Annotated in this window: 25 protein-coding genes and 1 riboswitch; of the genes, 11 read left to right on the forward strand and 14 right to left on the reverse strand. The window is 35.8% G+C overall.

The window, feature by feature from the left end:
• Positions 1-5 precede the first annotated feature (5 nt).
• The 3 genes from kdpB to kdpDN are packed head-to-tail and all read left to right on the forward strand — an operon-like array spanning position 6 to position 3906.
• Complete coding sequence (gene kdpB / locus BAU23_RS21400; protein ID WP_016128727.1) at positions 6-2096, forward strand: potassium-transporting ATPase subunit KdpB; 2091 nt, start codon at positions 6-8, stop codon at positions 2094-2096.
• Positions 2097-2113: 17 nt separating this feature from the next.
• Complete coding sequence (gene kdpC / locus BAU23_RS21405) at positions 2114-2695, forward strand: K(+)-transporting ATPase subunit C (protein ID WP_071735120.1); 582 nt, start codon at positions 2114-2116, stop codon at positions 2693-2695.
• Between the two features lie 56 nt (positions 2696-2751).
• Complete coding sequence (gene kdpDN, locus BAU23_RS21410) at positions 2752-3906, forward strand: KdpD-like non-kinase potassium sensor (RefSeq protein ID WP_080119853.1); 1155 nt, start codon at positions 2752-2754, stop codon at positions 3904-3906.
• Between the two features lie 19 nt (positions 3907-3925).
• On the opposite strand, the gene BAU23_RS21415 is transcribed toward kdpDN, so the two are convergent.
• Entirely contained in the window at positions 3926-5104 is a 1179-nt protein-coding gene (locus BAU23_RS21415) for an MFS transporter (protein ID WP_071735121.1), read from the reverse strand.
• 140 nt (positions 5105-5244) lie between these two features.
• Between BAU23_RS21415 and BAU23_RS21420 the strand changes: the two genes are divergently transcribed.
• From BAU23_RS21420 to BAU23_RS21435, 4 genes are all read left to right on the forward strand, one after another.
• Positions 5245-5706 carry a MarR family transcriptional regulator gene (locus BAU23_RS21420; RefSeq protein ID WP_002125351.1) on the forward strand — a complete coding sequence of 154 codons (462 nt, stop codon included), beginning with the start codon at positions 5245-5247 and terminating at the stop codon, positions 5704-5706.
• A gap of 130 nt (positions 5707-5836) precedes the next feature.
• On the forward strand, positions 5837-6691 hold the full coding sequence (locus tag BAU23_RS21425; protein WP_000892709.1) for a patatin-like phospholipase family protein: 855 nt from the start codon (positions 5837-5839) through the stop codon (positions 6689-6691).
• Positions 6692-6818: 127 nt separating this feature from the next.
• Positions 6819-7022 carry a hypothetical protein gene (locus tag BAU23_RS21430; protein ID WP_000432819.1) on the forward strand — a complete coding sequence of 68 codons (204 nt, stop codon included), beginning with the start codon at positions 6819-6821 and terminating at the stop codon, positions 7020-7022.
• Between the two features lie 48 nt (positions 7023-7070).
• Entirely contained in the window at positions 7071-7343 is a 273-nt protein-coding gene (locus BAU23_RS21435; RefSeq protein WP_071735122.1) for a sugar ABC transporter ATPase, read from the forward strand.
• 27 nt (positions 7344-7370) lie between these two features.
• Here BAU23_RS21435 and BAU23_RS21440 read toward each other — a convergent pair whose 3' ends face one another.
• The 4 genes from BAU23_RS21440 to BAU23_RS21455 form a co-directional block, all read right to left on the reverse strand.
• Entirely contained in the window at positions 7371-8366 is a 996-nt protein-coding gene (locus tag BAU23_RS21440) for an ABC transporter permease (RefSeq protein WP_001054978.1), read from the reverse strand.
• The gene (locus BAU23_RS21445; RefSeq protein WP_016128731.1) at positions 8350-9837 is read right to left on the reverse strand and encodes a sugar ABC transporter ATP-binding protein; all 1488 of its coding nucleotides are present in this window, start codon (positions 9835-9837) and stop codon (positions 8350-8352) included. Before BAU23_RS21445 ends, BAU23_RS21440 begins: the two co-directional genes overlap by 17 nt.
• The gene (locus BAU23_RS21450; protein ID WP_000732099.1) at positions 9834-10946 is read right to left on the reverse strand and encodes a sugar ABC transporter substrate-binding protein; all 1113 of its coding nucleotides are present in this window, start codon (positions 10944-10946) and stop codon (positions 9834-9836) included. The genes BAU23_RS21445 and BAU23_RS21450 overlap by 4 nt, the downstream gene beginning before the upstream one ends.
• Positions 10947-11033: 87 nt before the next feature.
• Positions 11034-11139: riboswitch (SAM riboswitch) on the reverse strand.
• Between the two features lie 92 nt (positions 11140-11231).
• Positions 11232-12533 carry an NCS2 family permease gene (locus BAU23_RS21455; protein ID WP_000482735.1) on the reverse strand — a complete coding sequence of 434 codons (1302 nt, stop codon included), beginning with the start codon at positions 12531-12533 and terminating at the stop codon, positions 11232-11234.
• 224 nt (positions 12534-12757) lie between these two features.
• On the opposite strand from BAU23_RS21455, the gene BAU23_RS21460 reads away from it, so the two are divergent.
• From BAU23_RS21460 to BAU23_RS21470, 3 genes are all read left to right on the forward strand, one after another.
• Positions 12758-13624: an SDR family oxidoreductase gene (locus BAU23_RS21460; RefSeq protein WP_016128732.1), complete on the forward strand. Its 867-nt coding sequence runs from the start codon at positions 12758-12760 to the stop codon at positions 13622-13624.
• A gap of 68 nt (positions 13625-13692) precedes the next feature.
• Positions 13693-14454 (forward strand): L,D-transpeptidase, encoded by a 762-nt coding sequence (locus BAU23_RS21465; RefSeq protein ID WP_071735123.1) that lies wholly within the window; start codon positions 13693-13695, stop codon positions 14452-14454.
• Positions 14455-14641: 187 nt separating this feature from the next.
• The gene (locus BAU23_RS21470) at positions 14642-14893 is read left to right on the forward strand and encodes a hypothetical protein (protein WP_000834189.1); all 252 of its coding nucleotides are present in this window, start codon (positions 14642-14644) and stop codon (positions 14891-14893) included.
• Between the two features lie 32 nt (positions 14894-14925).
• On the opposite strand, the gene BAU23_RS21475 is transcribed toward BAU23_RS21470, so the two are convergent.
• The 9 genes from BAU23_RS21475 to BAU23_RS29935 all read right to left on the reverse strand — a co-directional run bounded on the left by BAU23_RS21475 (position 14926) and on the right by BAU23_RS29935 (position 21617).
• On the reverse strand, positions 14926-15141 hold the full coding sequence (locus BAU23_RS21475; protein WP_071735124.1) for a DUF1540 domain-containing protein: 216 nt from the start codon (positions 15139-15141) through the stop codon (positions 14926-14928).
• A gap of 72 nt (positions 15142-15213) precedes the next feature.
• On the reverse strand, positions 15214-15666 hold the full coding sequence (locus BAU23_RS21480) for a thioredoxin family protein (RefSeq protein ID WP_000738446.1): 453 nt from the start codon (positions 15664-15666) through the stop codon (positions 15214-15216).
• A gap of 12 nt (positions 15667-15678) precedes the next feature.
• On the reverse strand, positions 15679-16098 hold the full coding sequence (locus tag BAU23_RS21485) for a disulfide formation protein C (protein ID WP_000532252.1): 420 nt from the start codon (positions 16096-16098) through the stop codon (positions 15679-15681).
• 165 nt (positions 16099-16263) lie between these two features.
• Entirely contained in the window at positions 16264-16512 is a 249-nt protein-coding gene (locus BAU23_RS21490; RefSeq protein ID WP_001195459.1) for a YhdB family protein, read from the reverse strand.
• A gap of 121 nt (positions 16513-16633) precedes the next feature.
• Positions 16634-17143 carry a PCYCGC domain-containing protein gene (locus tag BAU23_RS21495; protein WP_000761032.1) on the reverse strand — a complete coding sequence of 170 codons (510 nt, stop codon included), beginning with the start codon at positions 17141-17143 and terminating at the stop codon, positions 16634-16636.
• Between the two features lie 45 nt (positions 17144-17188).
• Positions 17189-18298, reverse strand: coding sequence for a GerAB/ArcD/ProY family transporter (locus BAU23_RS21500; protein ID WP_071735125.1), 1110 nt, complete (start codon positions 18296-18298; stop codon positions 17189-17191).
• Between the two features lie 12 nt (positions 18299-18310).
• Complete coding sequence (gerYC, locus tag BAU23_RS21505) at positions 18311-19393, reverse strand: spore germination protein GerYC (protein WP_044738348.1); 1083 nt, start codon at positions 19391-19393, stop codon at positions 18311-18313.
• Positions 19390-20895: a spore germination protein gene (locus BAU23_RS21510; RefSeq protein ID WP_000946497.1), complete on the reverse strand. Its 1506-nt coding sequence runs from the start codon at positions 20893-20895 to the stop codon at positions 19390-19392. Before BAU23_RS21510 ends, gerYC begins: the two co-directional genes overlap by 4 nt.
• A 125-nt stretch (positions 20896-21020) precedes the next feature.
• A complete protein-coding gene (locus BAU23_RS29935) occupies positions 21021-21617 on the reverse strand; it encodes a hypothetical protein (RefSeq protein WP_000277043.1) in 597 nt (198 codons plus the stop codon).
• A gap of 231 nt (positions 21618-21848) precedes the next feature.
• On the opposite strand from BAU23_RS29935, the gene BAU23_RS21520 reads away from it, so the two are divergent.
• Positions 21849-22409 (forward strand): nitroreductase family protein, encoded by a 561-nt coding sequence (locus BAU23_RS21520; RefSeq protein WP_000214829.1) that lies wholly within the window; start codon positions 21849-21851, stop codon positions 22407-22409.
• Positions 22410-22506 lie beyond the last annotated feature (97 nt).

The following is a 22506-nucleotide window of genomic DNA, read 5'->3' on the forward strand; positions in this document are numbered from 1 at the left end:
AAATGATGAGACCGGTAGTAGTAAAAGAAAAAAGAGTAAATGAATCACAAATACATGTTGTAGAAGATGAGGTTAGACAAGCGAAAACGATGGATCGTGATATCGTGACACATGCGATGAAACAATCCTTTGCGAAATTGAATCCGAAAGTAATGATAAAGAATCCGATTATGTTCGTTGTGGAAATTGGATTTATCATTACGTTCATTTTATCGTTTCTTCCAAGTCGTTCTAGTAGTGTACCAGGATGGTTTAATATAACAGTTTCTCTCATTCTATTATTTACAGTTTTATTTGCTAACTTTGCAGAAGCGTTAGCTGAAGGTCGTGGTAAAGCGCAAGCCGATTCTTTAAAACAATCGAAGAAAGATGTGTTTGCAAATGTTGTAAAAGAAAATGGAGATATTGTTCAAGTTTCAGCAACTGATCTGAGAAAAGGTGACGTTGTTATTGTAAAACAAGGAGAAATGATTCCAAATGATGGTGAAGTAATTAAAGGTTTAGCGTCTGTCGATGAATCTGCAATTACAGGGGAATCAGCTCCTGTAATAAAAGAGGCGGGCGGCGATTTTTGTTCAGTAACAGGCGGTACGATGGTCGTAAGTGATGAGATTACGATTGTAATTACGAGTAACCCTGGTGAATCATTTATTGATAAAATGATTTCTTTAGTAGAAGGAGCTGCTCGTCAAAAGACGCCGAATGAGATTGCTTTAAATACAGTATTAATGAGTTTGACGCTTATTTTCTTAATCGTTGTTGTGACGTTGCCGATATTTACAAATTATTTAGGATTTCAAATTGATACAGCTGTACTTGTAGCGTTGTTAGTTTGTTTAATTCCAACGACAATTGGTGGGCTATTATCAGCGATTGGTATTGCCGGGATGGACCGTGTGACAAAGTTTAATGTATTAGCGATGTCGGGTAAAGCAGTAGAAGCTGCGGGTGATATTAATACAATTATTTTAGATAAAACAGGTACGATTACTTTCGGGAACCGGATGGCACATACACTGCTCCCTGTAGGTAATGAAACGATTGAACAAGTAGGAAAGTGGGCAGCAATTAGTTCAGTTTTAGATGAAACACCAGAAGGTCGATCAGTTATAGAATATGTACAAACGAAATCTATATCATATAATAGAGAACTTGCCGAACAAGGTGAATTTGTTCCGTTTAAAGCAGAAACGAGAATGAGTGGTGTTGATTTAAAAGACGGAACGAAAGTGAGAAAAGGTGCTGTAGGTAGCGTGATTGAATGGGTTCAATCACAAGGTGGAATGATCCCGAAAGATGTGAATCAAAAAGCAGATTTCATTTCAAAAGAGGGCGGGACCCCACTTGTAGTTGCAGTGGATAATCGTATTTACGGTTTAATCTATTTAAAAGATACAGTAAAACCCGGTATGCGTGAGCGTTTTGAACAATTGCGCCAAATGGGGATTAAAACGGTTATGTGTACAGGGGATAACCCATTAACAGCAGCAACAATCGCAAAAGAAGCAGGGGTAGATGAATTCGTTGCTGAGTGTAAACCAGAAGATAAAATTGCAGTTATTAAAGCAGAGCAAGATAAAGGGAAACTTGTAGCGATGACCGGTGATGGTACAAATGATGCCCCGGCATTAGCGCAAGCTGATGTTGGATTAGCAATGAATAGTGGTACGACAGCTGCGAAAGAAGCAGCAAATATGATCGATTTAGATTCGAATCCAACGAAAATTATTGAGGTTGTAGGAATCGGTAAGCAATTGTTAATGACACGTGGTGCGTTAACGACGTTTAGTATTGCGAACGATATTGCAAAATATTTTGCAATCATTCCAGCAATGTTTACACTTGCGATTCCGCAAATGGAAGCATTAAACATTATGAAATTAACATCACCGCTTTCAGCAATCTTATCAGCATTAATATTTAATGCGGTTATTATTCCATTACTCATTCCGCTAGCGATGAAAGGTATCGCATATAAACCGATGAGTTCGAATGCACTACTTAGCCGAAACTTACTTATTTACGGGCTTGGTGGAGTTATCGTTCCGTTCATTGGAATTAAAGTAATTGATATGATCGTCGGTCTGTTCATATAAGGAAGAGGGGAAAAAAGATGGCGAAAAAACAAAGTATATTTTCACCAATTATTCGTATTACTTTTACGTTCTTAGTCTTGTGTGGCATTGTATACCCGCTTATTGTAACCGGTATTGCGCAAGCGGTAATGAAGGATAATGCGGATGGAAGTCTTATATATAATGATGAGGATGAAGTAGTTGGTTCAAAATTAATCGGTCAAAATTTCACAGATCCACGTTATTTTCATGGGCGTGTCTCTAGTATAGAATATAAAGCAGAAGCGTCTGGTTCAAATAACTATGCACCGTCTAATCCAGATTTAGCAAAACGAGTTGAGAAAAGTATTGAAGACTGGAAAAAACAAAATCCAACCATTCCAGTTACAGAAGTGCCGATAGATTTAGTGACGAATTCAGGTTCAGGGCTTGATCCTGATATTAGTCCGAAGGCGGCTTCCGTACAGGTGGATCGCATCTCGAAAATAACGAATATTCCGAAAGAAAAGCTAGATCAATTGATTAAGGATCAAACGGAAGGTGCTGCACTTGGTTTGTTTGGAGAAGATCGCGTGAACGTCTTAAAGTTAAATTTAGAATTACAGAAACTAATGAAATAGTAACAGTGCTACCTCAATCTAAAGGATTGAGGTAGTGTTGTTTCGAAAGAAAGGTTGTGAGTATTTTGTATGCGGATGACTATAAACCAACGTTTCAAAGGCGAACGCCAGAGGAATATTTAGAATATATTCGTCAGCAAAATCGGGGGAAGTTAAAGCTATATGTAGGAGCAGCTCCAGGAGTAGGGAAAAGTTATAAAATGCTCTTTGATGCAAGAGAGATGAAAAAAGATGGTATTGATATTGTCATTGGTTTAATTGAAACGCACGGCAGAATCGAGACGGAAGAAGCAATTGCTGATTTAGAAAAAGTCCCTTTAAAAGAAATAGATTATAAAGGAAAGGGATTTTATGAGCTTGATGTGGAAGGAATTATAAAGCGTGCGCCGCAAGTAGTTGTAGTGGATGAACTCGCGCATAGTAATATTCCTGGATCTAAAAATAAGAAGCGTTATATGGATGTTCAAGAATTGCTAGAGGCTGGTATATCAGTATTATCAGCATTTAATATTCAACATTTAGAAAGTGTTCATGACATTGTAGCTCAAATTACGAATGTAAAAGTAAGAGAGCGTATTCCAGATTTTATTTTGCAAAAAGCAAATGAAATTCAACTTGTTGATGCAACACCTGAGGTACTCCGGAAGAGATTAGTTGATGGAAAGATATATAAGGAAGAAAAAATAAAGCAAAGCTTACAAAACTTCTTTACGCTTAATAATTTAGGGGCACTAAGGGAATTGTCGCTTCGTGAAGTTGCAGATGATATGGATGATAAAATTAGCCAAACAGTTATAGAACCGATTGGGGTGAAAGAAAAAATTCTCGTTTGTGTACAATACAGTTCAACAGCAGAGAAATTAATACGGAGAGGTTGGCGCATGGCCGATCGGTTAAACGCTGAATTGTATGTGTTAAACGTAGAAAGGGAAAATATAGATTCCCTTTCAGCAGGGAAAAAGCAAACAATTGAAGAGTGGAAATCGCTAACGAATCAATTTGATGCGAGCTTTGTATTAGAAGAAGCAAAGGGAAGAAAGCCCGCTGATGTTATTATTGAAGTTGCAAAAAGACTACAGGTGACACAAGTTTTACTTGGGCAATCGGCGAGAACACGGTGGGAAGAAATACGAAAAGGTTCTATTGTAAATGAAATTATGAGACAAACGAAGTATATTGATATTCATATCGTTGCTGATCAAAGAGCTTAAGAGACCATCTATAGGTCTCTTAAGCTTTTTGTGCAGCATGGGAATGTAGCATTTTCATTGCGTGTAAAACTATAAGTAGAAATATAATTGCCCCTAGGAAGAAAATCCAAAAGTAATTTTGATTAAATAAAAGAAACCCACCTACAATAGGCCCTGTACCCATACCAAGATAGCGAATGAAGTTGTACATACCGATGGCAGTTGCGCGTTCTTGTACGAATTCTTCCGTTAATAAAGTAGTGTGAGTCGGCATAGAAAGTCCCATACTAAAACCGTATAAAGAGGTAACGATAATTACGGATGGGATATTGATGCTATATGTGAAAGAGAATAAAGTGACACATATAATGTTGAAGAAACTAGTGATGAATAAAGCCTGCCTTGTTTTGAAATGTTTTTGCAAAAATTTGTAGCAATAGCTTCCTAACATAAGAGAAAGGGACATTGGTACAAACATAAGACCAATTTCGCTTGCGCTTAGATGAAATATATTTGTTAATATGCTAGGTAAAAAAACGAGGAAACAGAAATATATACAAAATTGAATAAAGCCAATAAGTGTAATGGAAAATCCAGTTTTATTTTTTAAGATAAGCCAGTAATTCTTTTTTGCTTCAGGTTTCTCAATTACATTTGGTTTTGTTTCTGGAAGTAGTGAAATGTTTATAATTAATAAGATGATGCCAATTGTAGATAAAAAAAGAAATACAGATAAGTGGCCATTTATACTGCCGAGATAGCCACCTATGAGAGGACCGATTGCAGGTGCGAGAGCAAGTAACATTTGATAAAGGCTCATCGCTTCTCCGCGTTCTTTTCCTTCAAATAAATCACCGATAATCGTTGCTGCAACTACAGGTATAGCCGCTATTCCTATAGCTTGAACAGCTCTAAAAAATAGAAATAAGTAAATGTTTGGTGAGAAAGCACAACCAATTGAGCCGATTGTACTAATGATTAAACTAGGGATAAGGACAGATTTTCTTCCCTTTGTATCAATTAAAGGTCCGTATATGAGCTGCATAACCGCAAGAACGAATGTGAAAAGTGAAACGGTTAAATTTACAAGATAAAGAGAAGTATGAAACGAATTTTGAATCATCGGCAAGATAGGTGTATAAATATTTTGAGCGAAGGAACCGAGTAAGGCACTCATACAGACAACATATAAAATGAAATTCAGTTTGTTTTTTTCCATAATGTTAACCTCCTTGTCATTTAGTTTCCTTGGAAACTAAATTAATTTTAACATGATTTTCTCACTTGTAAAGATGAAAAAATGATTTTAAAATGGTATATAGTTAAATTGTTTCTTTGGAAACTTAGGAGGCGAATGGATTGGAACGTACAGCGAAACAAATGGAAATACTTTCGGATATTCGTACACTTTTTCATAAAAAAGAAGAGCATTTGAAAGAAAATAATGAGAAGTTTCTTCGTGAGACAGGTGTAAGTGGTATGTCTTTATCTGAGTTACATGTTATCGAGTGTATCGGAAAAAATGGTCTGATGAATGTAACTGCTATTGCAACAGAAATGGGAATGACGAAAGGCGCAATCTCTAAAATTTGTACAAAGTTGTTTCAAAAGCAATTCGTTGAGAAAATGCAAATGTTAGATAATCAAAAAGAAATTTTCTTCCGCTTAACGGAAAGAGGAAATGAAATATATAAAGCTCATGAAAAATTGCATAAACAAGCTGAAGAAAAGTGGCTGTTACTTTTAGATGGATATACGAAAGAAGAGCAAGATTTTATTCAAAGGTTTATAAAGGATGTCTCTGGTCATTTGGAAATATAATTGGAAGAAAAAACCCCTCCATTTCAAGCCTTTTCAATATAATTTCTGAAAGAACTCATATATAATAGAAAAAGATACTTAACATAGTGAATAATTAAAGAGTCAATATATATAAAGAGGAGAGAATAACATGCTTGAAAATACGGGGTTAGTATTAGAAGGCGGCGGTATGCGTGGTGTATATACGGGCGGGATACTAGAATACTTTATGGAACAAGGCTTATATTTTCCATATGTAGTCGGTGTATCAGCTGGTGCTTGTCATGCAGCGTCGTATCTTTCCAGACAAAGAAATAGAAATAAAACGGTCAATATTGATTATGTATCACATCCGAAGTATTTATCATATAAAAACTTATGGAGAAAACGTCAGTTATTTGATATGGATTTCATTTTTCATGAAATACCAGAAAAGCATGTGCCGTTTGATTTTGAAACATACTTTAATAGTCCCGAACGCTTCCTTGTAGGAACAACGGATTGTGAAACAGGGCAGTCTGTTTATTTTGAAAAAGAGGGAACGAATGATGATGCGCTCAATTTATTACAAGCGTCTAGTTCATTACCTTTCATTGCACCAGTAGTAAATTACCGTGGTAAGCAATTGTTAGATGGCGGGATTTCTGATCCGATTCCAGTCCGTAAAGCACAGGAGGATGGATTTAGAAAATCAGTCGTTATTTTGACGAGAAATTATGGTTACGCAAAGAAAAAATCAAAATTTGGCTGGGTTGCAGCGAAAGCTTATAAAAAATATCCGAACCTTGTTAATACGATGCTAACTCGTTATGAAGTGTATAATGAAACACTTCACTACATTGAAAAAGAAGAGCAAGCGGGTAATTTATTTGTTATTCGCCCAGAAGTGCCGCTTCAAGTAGATCGTATGGAAAAAGATGCGACAAAACTACAAAGTTTATATGAGCAAGGCTATGAGGATGCAAAGAGACAATTTGCAGATTTACAGGCGTTTTTGCAAAAATAAGTATTAGGCTGTGGAGATGGAGTTCTCTGCAGCCTTTTTTATTATTGGTTTCAATACCGAATGTTGGTTATATACATTTTTAGGTCATGGTATAATATGGATAAAAGTATGTAGAGAGGTGATACATATGGAAAATGTATATAAAGGGCTTAGACATACTGGATTTACTATGTTGCTTATTTTTGGTGGCGTATTTCTACTGCGCTGGTTCATTCATGATGAAATGTTATTAGATCAGCTTATTGGTTTTAGTATAGGAATGGTAATGGTTATTTCATCAGTGTTCATTCAAAAGTATAGTAAAGAATTGCAGGTAAATGAGAAATATTAAAGGTTTCTAACCTCTTTTAAGTAGTTTGGTCGTAGAGGAGGCTTTCATATGATTTTTTTATTTGCGGTATATTTTGTTTTTATTATGACATTGTTAATTACATTTCTTCTTACTAAAAGATCATTTGAGAAGCCTTTTATTAAATATATACCAGCGTTCATATTGTTTATTTTGGCTTTCATTTCTTCTATTATTTTTGTATTTAATAACGGAATGAGAGAGCTTATGATAGCAATATTCTTAGGTGTTACAGCAATAGCGAACGGTCTTTTGCTTTTTGCGTTGAAAGTAGTTCGTGTGATTGTTGCAAAAGGAAAGTAGCGCATCGGAATTCGATGCGCTACTTTTTTATTTACGCTTCTTTTTAATAAATGAAAAGGCTAAAGCTGCAATTAAAATACTGCCTTTAATGATATCTTGTGCATAATAAGGAACGTTCATCATTGTAAGGCCGTTTAATATGATTCCAATTAATACGGAACCAAGAAATGTTCCGATGACATTTGGTTTCTTAGCACCGAACATTGCATAACCGATATAGGCAGCTGCAACTGCATCCATTAATAATGGGGCGCCAGCTGAAACTTGTCCTGTTCCAACGCGGCTACATAGAATAATACCGCCAATAGAGGCAAGTAAACCGCTAATCATATAAGCATATACACGGTAACGATCAGTAGGAATACCAGCTAGTCTAGCAGCTTCCCGATTCCCACCTGTCATATAAAAGAAACGACCGTACGTTGTTTTTTCTAAAAATACATATGCAATTAAAACGACGATAAGCATGATAATGACAGGGACTGGAATTCCTAACACAGAACCTTGGCCGATAAATAAAAAGGATGGAATAAAATGTCCTTTGGCACCAGACATTCCTTCATAAATAGAAGATCCTTTTGAAAATGTTAAGTGTAGTCCATTCACGATATACATGATACTTAATGTAGCTAGTAAATCTGGTAGTTTAATTCGGATAACGAGTAGTGCATTTAATAATCCAACTAATAGCCCACAAAGAATAGGAACAAGGAGTGTGACTAATAGTTCTTGTCGATATAAAACGAGACAGGAAGCAGCGGCAATGGTTGCTAAACTAGCGGTAGAGCCGACTGATAAATCAAATCCATCTACAATTAATGTAAAGGTAACACCAATTGCAAGTAACGTTACGATAGAAATGGAACGTAAAATATCACTAATATTGTTGTATGTTAAAAAAGAATCGTTGACGATAGAGAAGAAAATTGTAACACCTATAATGATAGCAATCGTACTAAATTGATAAAAAAGATGAGTAGGTAAATATAGTTTCTTAGTTTTGGTTTTATGAACGAGATTCAATGGAATAACTCCCTTCAGATAAATGTAAAAGCTGTTCAGGAGATAGTTCGTCTGGTAAGTATTCACCTACAAATTCTCCGTTTGCCATTATAAGAATGCGATCAGCGATATGTAGTGCTTCATCTTGTTCTCCTGTGAAGTAAATTACGGAACTTCCGTTTTCTGTAATGTTACGAATGAATTGAAAAATGTCTTGTTTTGCAGCTATGTCTACACCTTTAGTTGGCTCGTCCAAAAGAAATAGATTTGGTTTGAATCCATGCCACTTTGCAATGGAGACTTTTTGCTGGTTTCCACCGCTAAGTGAATGAATAAATGCTTTTGGGTCATTGGGTGAAATGCTGAAAGAAGAAATTGCTGTAGTAGCATTATTTACTTCGGTTTGCTTTCGTCTCCAACCTGATTGGTGTAAATTAGTGTGGCTTATAATATCTTCCGAAAGAAATACGCCTTGTTTTCTTCTTTCCTCTGGTACAAGTGCGATCTTTGCTTTAATCGCATCTCGCGGTGTTTTAATTGTTATTGTTTGACCATCTATTTCTGCGTGATAAGTATGACGAGTACCAAATAACGTTTCAGCAAGTGTTGTTTTGCCACTGCCAATTAATCCGTATATCACAACAGTTTCACCTTTCCGTACGGTGAGAGAAAGGGGAGAATGGTCTTTGTGTAATGGAAGTTCTTGTACTTTAAATAATTCTTCGTTCCCTCGTTTTGGTGCTGTATTAATAGGAAGTGTAAGTTGTTTTCCAGTCATCGCTTCCACAATTTGTTGATCTGTAACCTTTGTAATCGCTTCAGAAAGTGCAACTTTACCGTTATGTAATACGGTTACATCATCCGCGAAATTTCGAATCTCTGATAAACGATGAGAAATTAAGATGATGCCAATTCCTTTCAATGTTAAATCTTTTAATAGTTGCCCGAAGGTTTCAACTTCTTTCGGTCCAAGAGAAGAAGTAGGCTCATCTAATAAAAGATAATTTGTATTGTTGGATAAAGCTCTTGCGATAAGAAGTAATTGTTTTTCATGTAATGAGCAGTTTGAAACATCTTCCGAAACATTTAAATCAGCCTGTACAATTTGCAAATGTTGTTTAGCGAGTGAGACTAACTTTGACTTTGAAAATAGTACTTTATTTTGCATTGCTAAATGATCGATTAGTACATTTTCTAATACAGATAATCCAGGAATAAGTCCGTGATCCACTTCTTGTGTCACGAAAGAAATACCATGCTTTTTTGCATCGCGTGGTGAAGTAAAGGAAATAGACTGATTATCAATTTTTATATTCCCAGAAATTGGTTGAATTTCACCAGTTGCTATTTTTATTAAAGTACTTTTTCCTGCACCATTCATTCCTAGTAAAGCGTGAACTTTTCCTTTTTGTATGTTAATAGAAACATTTTCTAGTACAGGGGTAGAGATGTGATAAGAATGTGTAATGTTTTGAAGAGAGAATGTCATCATTTTTTCTCCTTCTCTAATTTTTTCATCCAAGGTGAATATGCATCTTTCGAGTCTCCCCAACCGTTTATATGTTTTGATAATTGATCCATCTTTATATTTTCTTGTGGCAAACTATTTTTCTTTACTAAATAAGGTTCTAGTGAATAAATATCTGGCGTTTGTTCACCAGCGATTTTCTTGTATAAGAAACGCACTTGAACTTTACCGACTTCAGCTGGATCGGTTGCAGCCGTAGCAGTCCAAGGTGAATTTTCTTTTTGCATGAGTTGTAAATCTTCATTACTTAAGTCAATGCTGTATACTTTTATATCTGTACGACCAGCTTGTTCGAGTGCTTTGACGGCCCCCTTAGCAAACTCATCCCACGAAGCGAAAATAGCTTGTAAATCACCTTTTTTCGGATATTTTTTTAGTAAAGCTTCTACTTGTGTTTGCGTATCAAGTGGTGTGTTATTACTAGCGGTACCAAAGCGTGCAACTTCTTTTATATTTGGATAACGTTTATAAAAAGCATCAATGATAATATTGCGACGTTCCATTGGGGCAAATCCGCCAACCCATACGACGGCGATATTCCCTTGTCCATTCAGATCTTCCGCTAACGTTTTTAATGATTTCCATGCAAGACTATAATCATCTTGATCAATAATCGTTACACCCGGTAAGCGTAGATCGTTATCAAACGCAACTACAGGAATATTCGTTTGTAATGCTTTTTCTACTCCGGGTTTTAGTGCTTCAGAGCGACCGTGATCAATTAAAATACCATCAACTTTTGAATTAATAGCAGTATCTAGATTTGCTGCCATTTTTGCTAAATCATTATCAGAATTGTAGACTTGCACACTGCCGCCGAATAGCTCGACTTGTTTTTTGACACCCTCAATATATTGAGAGGAAAAAGTTCCGATGGACATTTGCATAATTAATGCGATTTTTAATGGCTTTTTTACTTGGCTTGGAATTTCTGTTTGTAAATGATTTGCTGCTGTAGTAGTTTCTTTCTTCACCGTTTGTTGCTTTTGTGAAGAGATAGCATCTTGTTCATTTGTGCAAGCTGTTAATGCGAGTAAGAGAATAATGAGTACGGTGGAACATAATTTTTTCATAAAAAAATCCCTCCTAAATTAAGAAAAGAGAGGAGGGAGTGAAAATAAAAACGTCTTTTCATATAGAAAAGACGTCTTATCATATTACTCTTATCTTTCAACACAATGTGTTGTAAGAATTAGCACCGTGCCCATAAATGGGTCGGTTGCCGGGCTTCGTAGGGCTCATCCCTCCACCTGCTCTTGATAAGACATCGAATATTTAACTATTTCGAATTATTCCATAAGTGTATGCTGTTGTCAAATGTTTTTTTGTAAATAAAAAATCCCTCTTTATGAGGGATTTTAATGTGGTAAGAAAACTAATTGATAAGCGAACAAGATTCCGAATAAATACACAAGTGGGTGAACAGCACGGAATTGTCCTTTTGCCATTTTCATAAGTGGGTATGAAATAAATCCAAGTGCAATACCTGTTGAAATACTTGATGTAAGTGGCATGCTTAAGATTACTAAAAATGCTGGGAATGCTTCATCGAACGTATCCCAATCGATGTGGCGAACTGAACCCATCATAAGACTACCAACGATAATTAATGATGGTGCTGTAATAGCTGAAACGCCAGAAACAGCGCTCACTAACGGTCCGAAGAATGCTGCTAATGCAAACAGAACAGCTACTGTAACAGTTGTTAAACCAGTACGGCCACCAGCTGCAACACCAGCAGAAGATTCAATGTAAGCTGTTGATGGTGTTGTTCCGAACATAGCTCCAATTGTTGCTGAGAATGAGTCAGATAGAAGAGCTCGTCCTGCTTTTGGAAGCTTTCCGTCTTTTATAAATCCACCTTGTTGTGCTACACCAAGTAATGTTCCTGTTGTATCAAATAATGTAACAAGGAAGAATGAGAACACAACGCCGTATAATCCGTAGTTAATTACATCAGATACAGCAGTAATTGGGTTTGAAACGATAATGCCTTCTGGTAATCCAGGCATTGACGTAACGCCATTTGAGAACGTTAATTGCCCTGTGAAATAAGCGATAATACCAGTTAGTAACATTCCGATAAATAGTGCCCCGTTTATATTTAAAGACATAAGGATAATTGTAATTCCAAGGCCAGCTAATGCTAGTAGAACTGGAGCAGAGTGAAGATCGCCAAGTCCAACTAAGTTTGCATCATTTTTAGTAACAATGCCTGTTAATCGCAAACCGATAAAAGCAATAAAAAGACCAATACCAGCAGTAAGTGCATGTTTTAAGTTTTCAGGAATTACTTCCATTAATTTCGTACGGAAAGATGTGAATGATAACAAAATTAAAATCATACCTGCTACGAATACAGCAGAGAATGCAATCGCGAAAGTCATGCCTTCATGAGCTTTTACAACAGAGTAAGAGAAGTAAGCATTTAATCCCATACCTGGTGCAATTGCGATTGGTAAGTTTGTAAAGATTGCCATAAATAATGTTCCGACAACAGCGGCGATAATAGTAGCTGTAAATGCTTGTTCAAATGGAACGCCTGCATCCCCAAGGATGACAGGGTTTACGACAATGATATATGCCATTGTTAAAAAGGTAATAATACCTGCCATAATTTCAGTTTTAATAGAAGTTTTATGTTTTGAAAGGTTAAACATATAAACATCCTTTCTTTTTACGAATAATTTTCACAACAGTTATATATAATATTCGTTTTTTAACTATTTTGCAATAGTTTTGCATAAAAACTTTAGAACAATCCATATTTTATGTCTTAAATTTGAATATTAGCCGTAAAAACGAGTGGGAATTGTGGTTTTTTCATGTGTAAGTAGTTTTTAATATTGTGCACATGATAAGGGGAAAGGAGTTGAAGAAAGTTATGCCGCAGCAAAAAAACTTTTTAACAATGCCAGCACAACATCAAAATAAACAGCCTGGTATTGAATCGTTAATGAGTCCTCTTCCAAAGTTTGAAGATCCAAATTATAAAGGAAGCGAAAAGTTAAAAGGAAAGAATATATTAATTACAGGGGGAGATAGCGGGATTGGACGAGCTGTGTCCATCGCCTTTGCAAAAGAGGGAGCAAATATTGCGATTGCTTATTTAGATGAGGATGAAGATGCAAATGAGACGAAAAAACTTGTTGAAAAAGAAGGCGTGAATTGTGTATTACTGCCAGGGGATTTGAGTTGTGAACAACATTGTAAAGATATTGTGGAAGAGACCGTCCGGCAGTTGGGCAGTTTAAATGTTCTTGTGAATAACGTCGCACAGCAATATCCGCAGCAAGGACTAGAGTATATTACAGCGGAACAGCTAGAAACGACATTCCGTATTAATATTTTCTCTTATTTTCATGTTGCAAAAGCAGCGCTATCCCATTTAAAGCAGGGGGATGTAATTATAAATACAGCATCTATCGTTGCGTATGAAGGAAATGAAACGTTGATTGATTATTCTGCAACGAAAGGAGCAATTGTCGCGTTTACAAGGTCGCTATCTCAATCATTAGTACAAAAAGGGATTCGTGTAAATGGTGTTGCACCAGGTCCAATTTGGACACCGCTTATTCCATCAAGTTTTGATGAGAAAAAAGTATCACAGTTCGGGAGCAATGTTCCTATGCAAAGACCTGGTCAGCCGTATGAATTAGCGCCTGCGTATGTATATTTGGCGTCTAATGATTCGGCATATGTAACAGGGCAGATGATACATGTAAATGGGGGCGTTATTGTAAATGGATAGTTTTCATTTATAAGAGCAAAGTAAAGCTAATTGCATTTATTATGATACTAGTGCTAGGGAGGATTTAGATGAAGAAAGTATTGTTTATCGTAATCCTATTTTTCTGCCTACCAGCTAGCGCTTTTGCTAATACAGATCATTTAATTTTAGTGAACCTTACGACGAATCAGTTGTCTTTCTTTGAAGAAGGAAACTATACGAAAACGTTTCCGATAACAACTGGAAGAGATCGTACACCTACGCCTGAAGGTAATTTTTGTATTATTACTAAATATAAAAATAAAGAATACCATCGAAAAAAAATACCTGGGGGTGCACCGAATAATCCTCTCGGCACGAGGTGGCTTGGGCTAGATAAAAATGAATATGCGATTCATGGGACTAATCGGGAATGGACGATTGGAAGTAGAGAATCAAATGGTTGTATTCGCATGCATGATAGGGATATACAGTGGTTATATGACCGAGTCCAATTACAAACAAAAGTAATCATTTCTCGTTTTTATACGAGCCCTGAATATGAAGCGAATAGGCTTGGTTATCGTGTTGTGAGTTGGAATGGTCGTAAAGTAGAAGAAGAACAAATTGGAACACTTACGCTAGTAGACCGTGTAAATATATATTGGCAAGAACCAAATGGACAATTGACGAAAGTAAAAACGGTATTGCCAAATGAAAAATATGCAGTGTACTCCAAACGAAAAGATGGAATATATTATATAGGAAGAAATTTGTATATTGTTGATGAAACGGGAGAAAAAATTCGTTATGAGCAATTACCTTATTCAATCTTAAGTAATATATATAAAAGAAAATATGATGTTCCGTAATAGCTACCGTGTATAGGCGGTAGCTTATTTGTGATGAAGTGAAACTTAATGGGGGAATTGCTCTTCTTTGCTGATTATAAACTTATACTAATTGGGATTCATGTAAATAGCGGGATAAAAAAATTGAAACAGCAACTATTATGTTTTGCTGAATATAATACAGTACAGATTGGGGGGCGGTCACATTATGAAAAGTGAATTTGCATTTAAAATTTTCTTAATCACGACTTGTTTATTTATCGTGTATTTATATGCGTTACTCGTCTTCTCCTTTTATGTTCCATATATTGATTTAATATTGTTCGTCGGATTTATTTGGGCGTTTGTTAAAGCGAGGGAAGGGGAGAAGAGTGTATATCGACGCATCACTTTATGCGGGACGGTCCTTCTCGTTATTTTGTACTTTTTTATGATGCATGATTTTTGGAGAGGAATGTAAAAAAGCATACGACTAATCGTATGCTTTTACGTTTAATATTTTGGTTTAAATGTATGGCAACAAGTTTCTACACTCGTTGTTACAGAACTTTCAAGCGTCTCGTTTGTTAAAGTAGCGCTTGTATACGAATCATTTGTATTCTGACCAGCCTCTTGTGCATCCGGTTGAACAACGATTGCACTTGCTTGACAAAAGTTACCTTGTCCCCAAAATGAGCAATTGGAAACAGAGCATTTTACTTCAGGCATAAAACCCCCTCCTTATACATTAGTGTGGGATTTTACGTCCATTTCATGTATAGAAGGAGTTTCCTTTTCTCGTTATTTTTTCGTTTGCTCAAGCCATTCTTTTAATTTGTCTTCCGGTTGTTCACCACTAATACGGCTTACTTCTTTGCCATCTTTAAAGTGAATGATTGTTGGAGTTCCTTTAATTTTATATTCATCCCAAGGAGCATCTAGTTTTTCAATGTCCATAACTTTCATATCAACGTTCAAGTCTTTAGCCATTGGTACTACGATAGGAGATAGCTTTTGACAATGAACGCAAGATGTTTGATAAAAGTATACTGTTTCTTCTTTTTTCTCTTTTAAATTCTTTTGGAGATCTGAAAGAGAGATTTTATTTGTATAGTAGTCAGGGCCATTTGTCTTACTATCAGTAGCATTATCAATTTTTTGGCTAGTAGCGCTTTTTTCTTCCATTTGTGTTACAGCGAAAATGGCTGCGAACAAGGCGATAATAATACCACCAAATATAAGCATTTTTTTCATTTTTTCATCTCCTTATTTGTTTCTTATTACAATAAAACTACAAACAGCGATTGTAATAAAGCCGATAAGTGCTAAAAACGGGATTGTAATAAAACCAAACCAGTTTATGAATTCTCCGGTGCAGGGCACACGGCCGCAAGCTGCCCCAGCAGCTGAAAATGCTGCGACTTTTTGAATTGCATAGTGATATAAAGAAATACAAGCACCAATACTTGCAATTGGTAAGGAATAACTTGCAATGCGATAATCTTTTTTTACTACAGCAATGCCGAGCCATAAAACGAATGGATACATAAAGATACGTTGATACCAACAAAGTACACAAGGCTCAAATTTCATGATTTCGGAAAAGTATAGGCTACCAAGTGTCGCAATAAAAGAAGCTCCCCATGCAGCAAATAAAGCATACTCTTGCTTTTTTTCTCGTCCCATATTTTATACCTCACTTATAATAGTTACATACTAAATTATAGTATGAAGTGGTAGGGAAAAGAAAGAAAAAATATGTTTATCAATAAAAGTTTTATAAGGAGAAACTTTTATTGATATAAACATTTTAAAAAAGCGCTATTCTCATAAAGAGAATAGCGCTATATTTTACATTTGAATTTGCTCTACTTCTTCTACATGTGACTTTTGGGATGCATGGTCAATGTATTGAAATAGGAGCTGCAATTGTTTATCAACTTCTGGTAGTTCTTTACTGTATTGATAAGCGTGTAAAAAATGTTCAATACGCTTAGAAAATAATTGATCGTTTGTTTGAACCATAAGAACGAGTAATTTATCCCAATTACAGCAATACGTGTAATAGAGAGCTTTATCGTAGTCGTTATATGTTTGCACTGTGTACCCTCCTTACCGAGGAGTTATATATAGTGTGTGACAAGCGAGGAGAAATACACTTGAAAGAATTTGTTAAGAAAAAAAGTGAATGAAAAGAAAAAAACGAGGGATTTCCTCGTTTTTATGCTTTTGGCATTGGCGTAGGTGTTGGCTTGCCATAGCCTTCTTTGTATTTATCGTCAATATAGTTACGAATTTCAAGAGTTGATTTTCCTTTTTGTTTCATCGCAGCAGATTCAACTGCGATTTCTAGGCAATTGACGCAAGTTGTTGCGTGGGAATCCCAAACAACTTCACCATTCTTTTTAATTTCGCGAATAAAGCAGTTTTTATTATTTTTATGTCCTACACTCTCACCGCAACCGCAGTAACATGGAATCCAATCTAATAGCTCTGCATTTTGTCCAGCGACAGTGTAGATATCTTTCATTTGTGGATCAAGCTTGTCTAGGAAGGTAGGGAGTGTGTCGACTCCTTTTGTTTTTTCCTGAATGTCAGCTTGCTGAGTGTGCGTGGCATGATCATGTTCTTCTTTTGATTCAGATGATTTTTTTTCATTTGTACCAGTACTCCCGCATCCAGCAAGAATTAAACTCAGTACTGCAAGTAAAGAAAATACGTACTTTTTCATTCGCTTGTCCCCTTTACAAATGTATTAACCAAATTGTATCAAATATCATGGTGTGTCGGGTGAAGATTTTTTCGACTGATTTTTGAAGCGCCATCGTAGTGAATGGAATAGAAATAAAATTGGGATATAAGCGTATACAATATATAAACCAGCTTGAGACAGTACTGTATTTAATGTATTGATACTTTCACGGTTTGTGAAAAATAAGGATGAAATAAATATAGCTGCGATAAAAAATGGTAGTGTAATTTTAAATGGTACGTGAAAAGACCTTTTACTAATGCAACAAGCAGACCAAATCGTTAAACAAAGATTAGGTAAAATAATAAGATACCATAGGAAAATAATGATGTACTCAAACCTTTGGATAAAAGGAACCTTAATTATTTTTAGCATCGTTAATGTTGGCCAAATTGTATGATGTAGTTGTCCTTGACTATAGTACATAAGGGAAACGATGGCTAGTATTACGTATAGAATTGTTGTAAAAGCAATACCACCGTGCGCCCATTTATTTAATGATTTTTCTTTTTTGATAAATGGATAAAAAACAAGAATTGCTTCAAATCCAAGAAATTCTAATGCAGATGATTTCGCTGCAGTTAGAATTTCTAAAGGTGAATGAGTTAGAATTGGGAAAATGTTACGGACATGCGCATATTTCATTGGGAAAACTAAGAAAAATAGGACGAAAATCGGTATTATGACGCCCCAAAAACACATTCCTGTTACAGAGCGAAAACCACCTTTAATTACGTAGTAAGTCACAAGTAAAAATAATAAAGTTAATTTCCACGGTTTAATTGTAGGGAAGACCCAAACTTGAATGACTTCAATATATGTACGAAGGACAGTAAGGCAAAATAATAAAAGGTATGCAGCAAAGCATACGGACAAAAATGTTCCAATCAACTTTCCGAAACATGTCGTATGAATATTCATTAAATCATTATCTTTTTCTAACATTTTTAGCATGCAAAATAATACGATATGAGTTACAATGCCAGCAACAATAAGAGAAATCCAAGAATCATAACCGGCAAATTGCGCGATAATTCTTTGGTATCCTAATACACCTACTCCAATTTGAAGGGAGTGTACTAGAAGGAATGTGAAATAAGGGGAAACAGTATGTGTTTTATCTTGTCCAGCCATTACAGCACCTCACTATTCTCCGATACCAGATTGTACAACATTAATTTTTACATTAACTGCAACGTCTACGCTAGGATACATTTCTTGAATTTGTTTCATGCTCCATTTTCTTGAGTGGCTACGAATTTCTTCACGTATACCGATCGGATCGATTTCTTTTTCTTGGAATTGTTTTATTAATTCGTTTAAATGTTTTTCGAGTGTTTTTTCTACATGTTTTTTTACGTAAGTTACATTTTCGCTCTTCGATAAATCAAGCCAGCCAGGGGCATTTTTTATAAGTCCATTTAATTTCAGTCGAATGTGAACTTTCGGAATGTCACCGGCGTCGGAAAGGGAACAAACACTATTTCCAGATAAGTTTTGGGTTGATATTAAGCCTTTATGTTTACCTTGACGTATCGGAACTTCGTAACGTCCATTTTTAGTTGGATTAATGAGTAATTTAAATAAAAAAGATCCTGCTTTATCTGTATACATAGCTACTTTATCCTTTTTTAAAAAAGCGAGTCCTTTAATGGAAGCAGACTTGTCTTCTGCAACTTGAATATAAGGAAGAAATGGATCGCAGCCAGATGAATAAAAATCATATAGAAAAATATTTAAAGCCATCCGAGGGATTGTCTCCGTTTCTATATTTTGCTCCAATAAATCAGATAGATATAGCGATCCATTTGTTTTGACATGTTTAAGTAATTCTTCTGTTGAACCGTCTACAAGCGCTAGCTGCACATCTCGGCCAATGTTAGGGTCACGTTGTAAGTTGTTAATAACATCTCCGATTCCACGTTCACCAAATGATTTTCCAAATAGGACAACGCGCATTTGACCTACAGCAATCGTATGTGGTGATTTTGCATTTAGAAGTGAAGAGATTGTTTCAATCGTGCCGGCAGTAGTTGACTGAGTTTCTGGTTTTGACTGAACCCCTTTTGTGTAATCGGGATAAAGGATCGTCCCGCGAAATTTTTTATCTTTCGTTATGTCAAAGCCGCCCACATGAATAATTCGTTGTGTGTCTACTATATTCGGCTGTGTACAGCCGGATAGAAAAACTAAGATGATAATGGATAAGCACAGTAAAATATTTTTCATTTTTCCCCACCGTCATGCTTTTCTTTCGCTTTGTTTGGATCATAGCGCCATTTCCTTTTCGGTCTTAGAAAAGATGCACGTCCTGCAGTTTGACTAAATGGAAGACGAAAGAGTCCTTCAGCTGTACCTAACCCACGAAATGGATATAAAGGTAATAAATAAGGTGATCCAAGTGATTTTAAGCGAATTAAATGAGCTAATATGAATACAAATCCGACGATTAGCCCTACACCTCCAAATGCTCCAGCTAAAATGATGAGAGGGAATCGTAATATCCGGATAGTAGAAGACATTTTTACTGTTGGTGTTGTAAAAGAAGCAAGCGCAGATAACGCAACTGCAATTAATAAAATAGTACTCGTTAAAGCAGCCTCAACAGATGCTTGTCCAATTACGATTCCTCCAACAATACCAATCGTTTGGCCGACTTTAGTCGGTAAACGAGCTCCAGCCTCGCGCAGCAATTCAATTGTAATTTCTAAAAAAAGTGCTTCTAAAACAGGTGGAAAGGGTACGTTAGCTCTAGAATAAATAATAGGACCGAGTAAATCTGCAGGAATCATTTGATAGTGATACGTTAATACAGCTGTATAAATAGCTGATGAAAATAAAGAGAATGCTGCTCCGAAAAAACGAACCATTCTAAGAAATGAGCCTGCTATCCATGGTAAATAATAATCTTCTGGAGATACAAAGAAATCGAGTAATGTCGCCGGTCCAGCTAATGCATATGGTGAACCATCTGTTAAAATGACAACACCGCCATTAATGAGTGCATAAACAGAACGATCTAAGCGCTCTGTAGGTAGTAAAACAGGGAAAGGAGAGTTACTATTATCGCTAATAAATTGTTCGATCATAGTCGCATCGAAAGGAACATCAAAGTCAATGCCTTGTAGGCGCTGCATTGCAGTAGTGACGTGCTGATCATTTGTAATGCCTTCGATGTAAGCAACTATGACCTTTGTTTTTGATATAGAGCCAACTACAACTTCTTTGAAAACTAATTGCTCCGTTACAATACTTCGGCGAAGTAAGTGTGTATTTGTATCAATATTTTCAACGAATCCGACTTTGGGACCGATTACACTATATTCATTTTCTGTATCGTTATATAATCGTGTACCTAAAACTGAACTTTCAGCACGAATAAGTGCATATTCTGCTGCTTGAGAATCATTTTTTAGCTGTATGAGCACATACCCACCTAATAATTTTTCACGAATATCGTCAATAGAAGGGCCTGTGATAATCTCCTCAAGTGTGACGATATTTGCTATATCACTTATATTTTCAATGTGACCTAATTCTCTTTTTATAGGTGTTAAAATAAATCGATTAATGAGGAGTGATTCAGCTGTAGATTTGTAATAAAACAAACATAATGTCCCATCGTCTACTACGTTATAAGAAACGAAATCACTAGATTCTTTCATCGTATGGATAAACTCGGGAATGGAACAGATTGTTTTTTTATTCTTTTTAGATGTTGAACGCAACATTTTCTCACCCCTGACATGCATCATTTACTTATGTTAGTTTTTGGGAAAGACGGGAATTTATACTTGAAAATTGAAAGTTCATAAAGAAAAGGAAGAGTAATGAATATCTCTTCCTTTTTGGCATATTAATTTGTTTTCTTTTCTTTAATAGATTTCACTAATTTAATCATTTCAGCTCGTATATCTTCTTTTTTAACATTTAATTTTTCTGCAATTTGTTTAATTTCCATTCCATCTTTTTTCATTTTTAGTACATCATCGAGAGGGGTATTACTTTTTTGAGCGATGATTGTTAACACCGCGAACTGACGTAAGCCGATGTTATACTCTTTCATTTTTTGTTTTAGCTTATCAGGTGTAGATTTGTGCATGTTTGCTAATTCTTGCAGTAGTGCTTTTTTCGTTTCTTTATTCATATGATGTTTTTTCAATTTACTTGGATCTACACCGAAATGCTCGGCTGTTTTTTCCCAAGATTTATTTTGCTTATAGTAAGCTAAAACGTCCTTAATTTCTTTTTTGCTTATTCTTGCAATGTGTGAAGCTTTCCAAATTTCATGTTTGTTATAGCCGAGTTTTTCGAGCGACTGCATTTCTTCTTTTGAAATAGGCTTATGATGGTGCATTGTTACTTCTTTTGGCGTGGCAGCGGAAGCAGGAAAGACAGATATCCCGCACAATAATGCTGCCATAGTCATACTTACTACGATTTTCTTGTACATATAAATTCCTCCTAGATGGATAATGTGGAAAACTTTACACTTATCATTTCCATAAAATGTGAAATACTTGTGAACAAGTTAAGTTTTTTTCTTCACAGTATGAAATGACGTTTTGGAAGTTTTCCAACATAAAACATTGATTAATAGTAAAAAACTAGGGTATAATCGAAATTGAAAATCAATATCAATAACAAACATATACATATAGATGAAAATAAGGGAGAGAAAAATATGACTACATATACTTCCATCGCAAATGTGATTAAAGAAAGACGTTCTGTTCGCACATTTACAGATAAAGCAGTAGAAAAAGAATTATTAATTGAACTATTAAACGATGCAACATGGGCGCCAAATCATAAAAACCGTGAACCATGGAATTGTAAATTATATATTGGAGAAGGCCGTCAGAAATTAGTAGACGCAGTATTAAACTCTTTCACAGAAGAAGAAAGAGCGAAGCGCGGTAAAATTTTATCTGATCGTTTCTTAAGCACACCTGCACAAATCGTCGTATATATAAATGAAGACCCACGTCAAATTCAACGTGACGAAGATTACGCTGCAACATGTGCATTTATGCAAAACTTCCAACTGCTTGCTTGGGAACGTGGATTAGGTTCTGTTTGGAAATCAGGCGGATTAAACTACAACCCATTATTTATAGAAGGACTTGGTTTAACAAGAGGTCAACGCATCGTTGGAATTCTTCACCTTGGCTATTTCGATAAAGCACCAGAAGGAAAAGCTCGTACACCGATTACGGAGAAGATGGAGATTATTGAGGGTTAATAGATGAGACATTCTCGTTTTTGCGAGAGTGTCTTTTTATTATGCAATCAATCCTCATGAAAGCTTGTTCCTCATCATACACTTTCTTAAGGGAAAG

Source organism: Bacillus nitratireducens (assembly GCF_001884135.1).
Lineage (GTDB): Bacteria > Bacillota > Bacilli > Bacillales > Bacillaceae_G > Bacillus_A > Bacillus_A nitratireducens.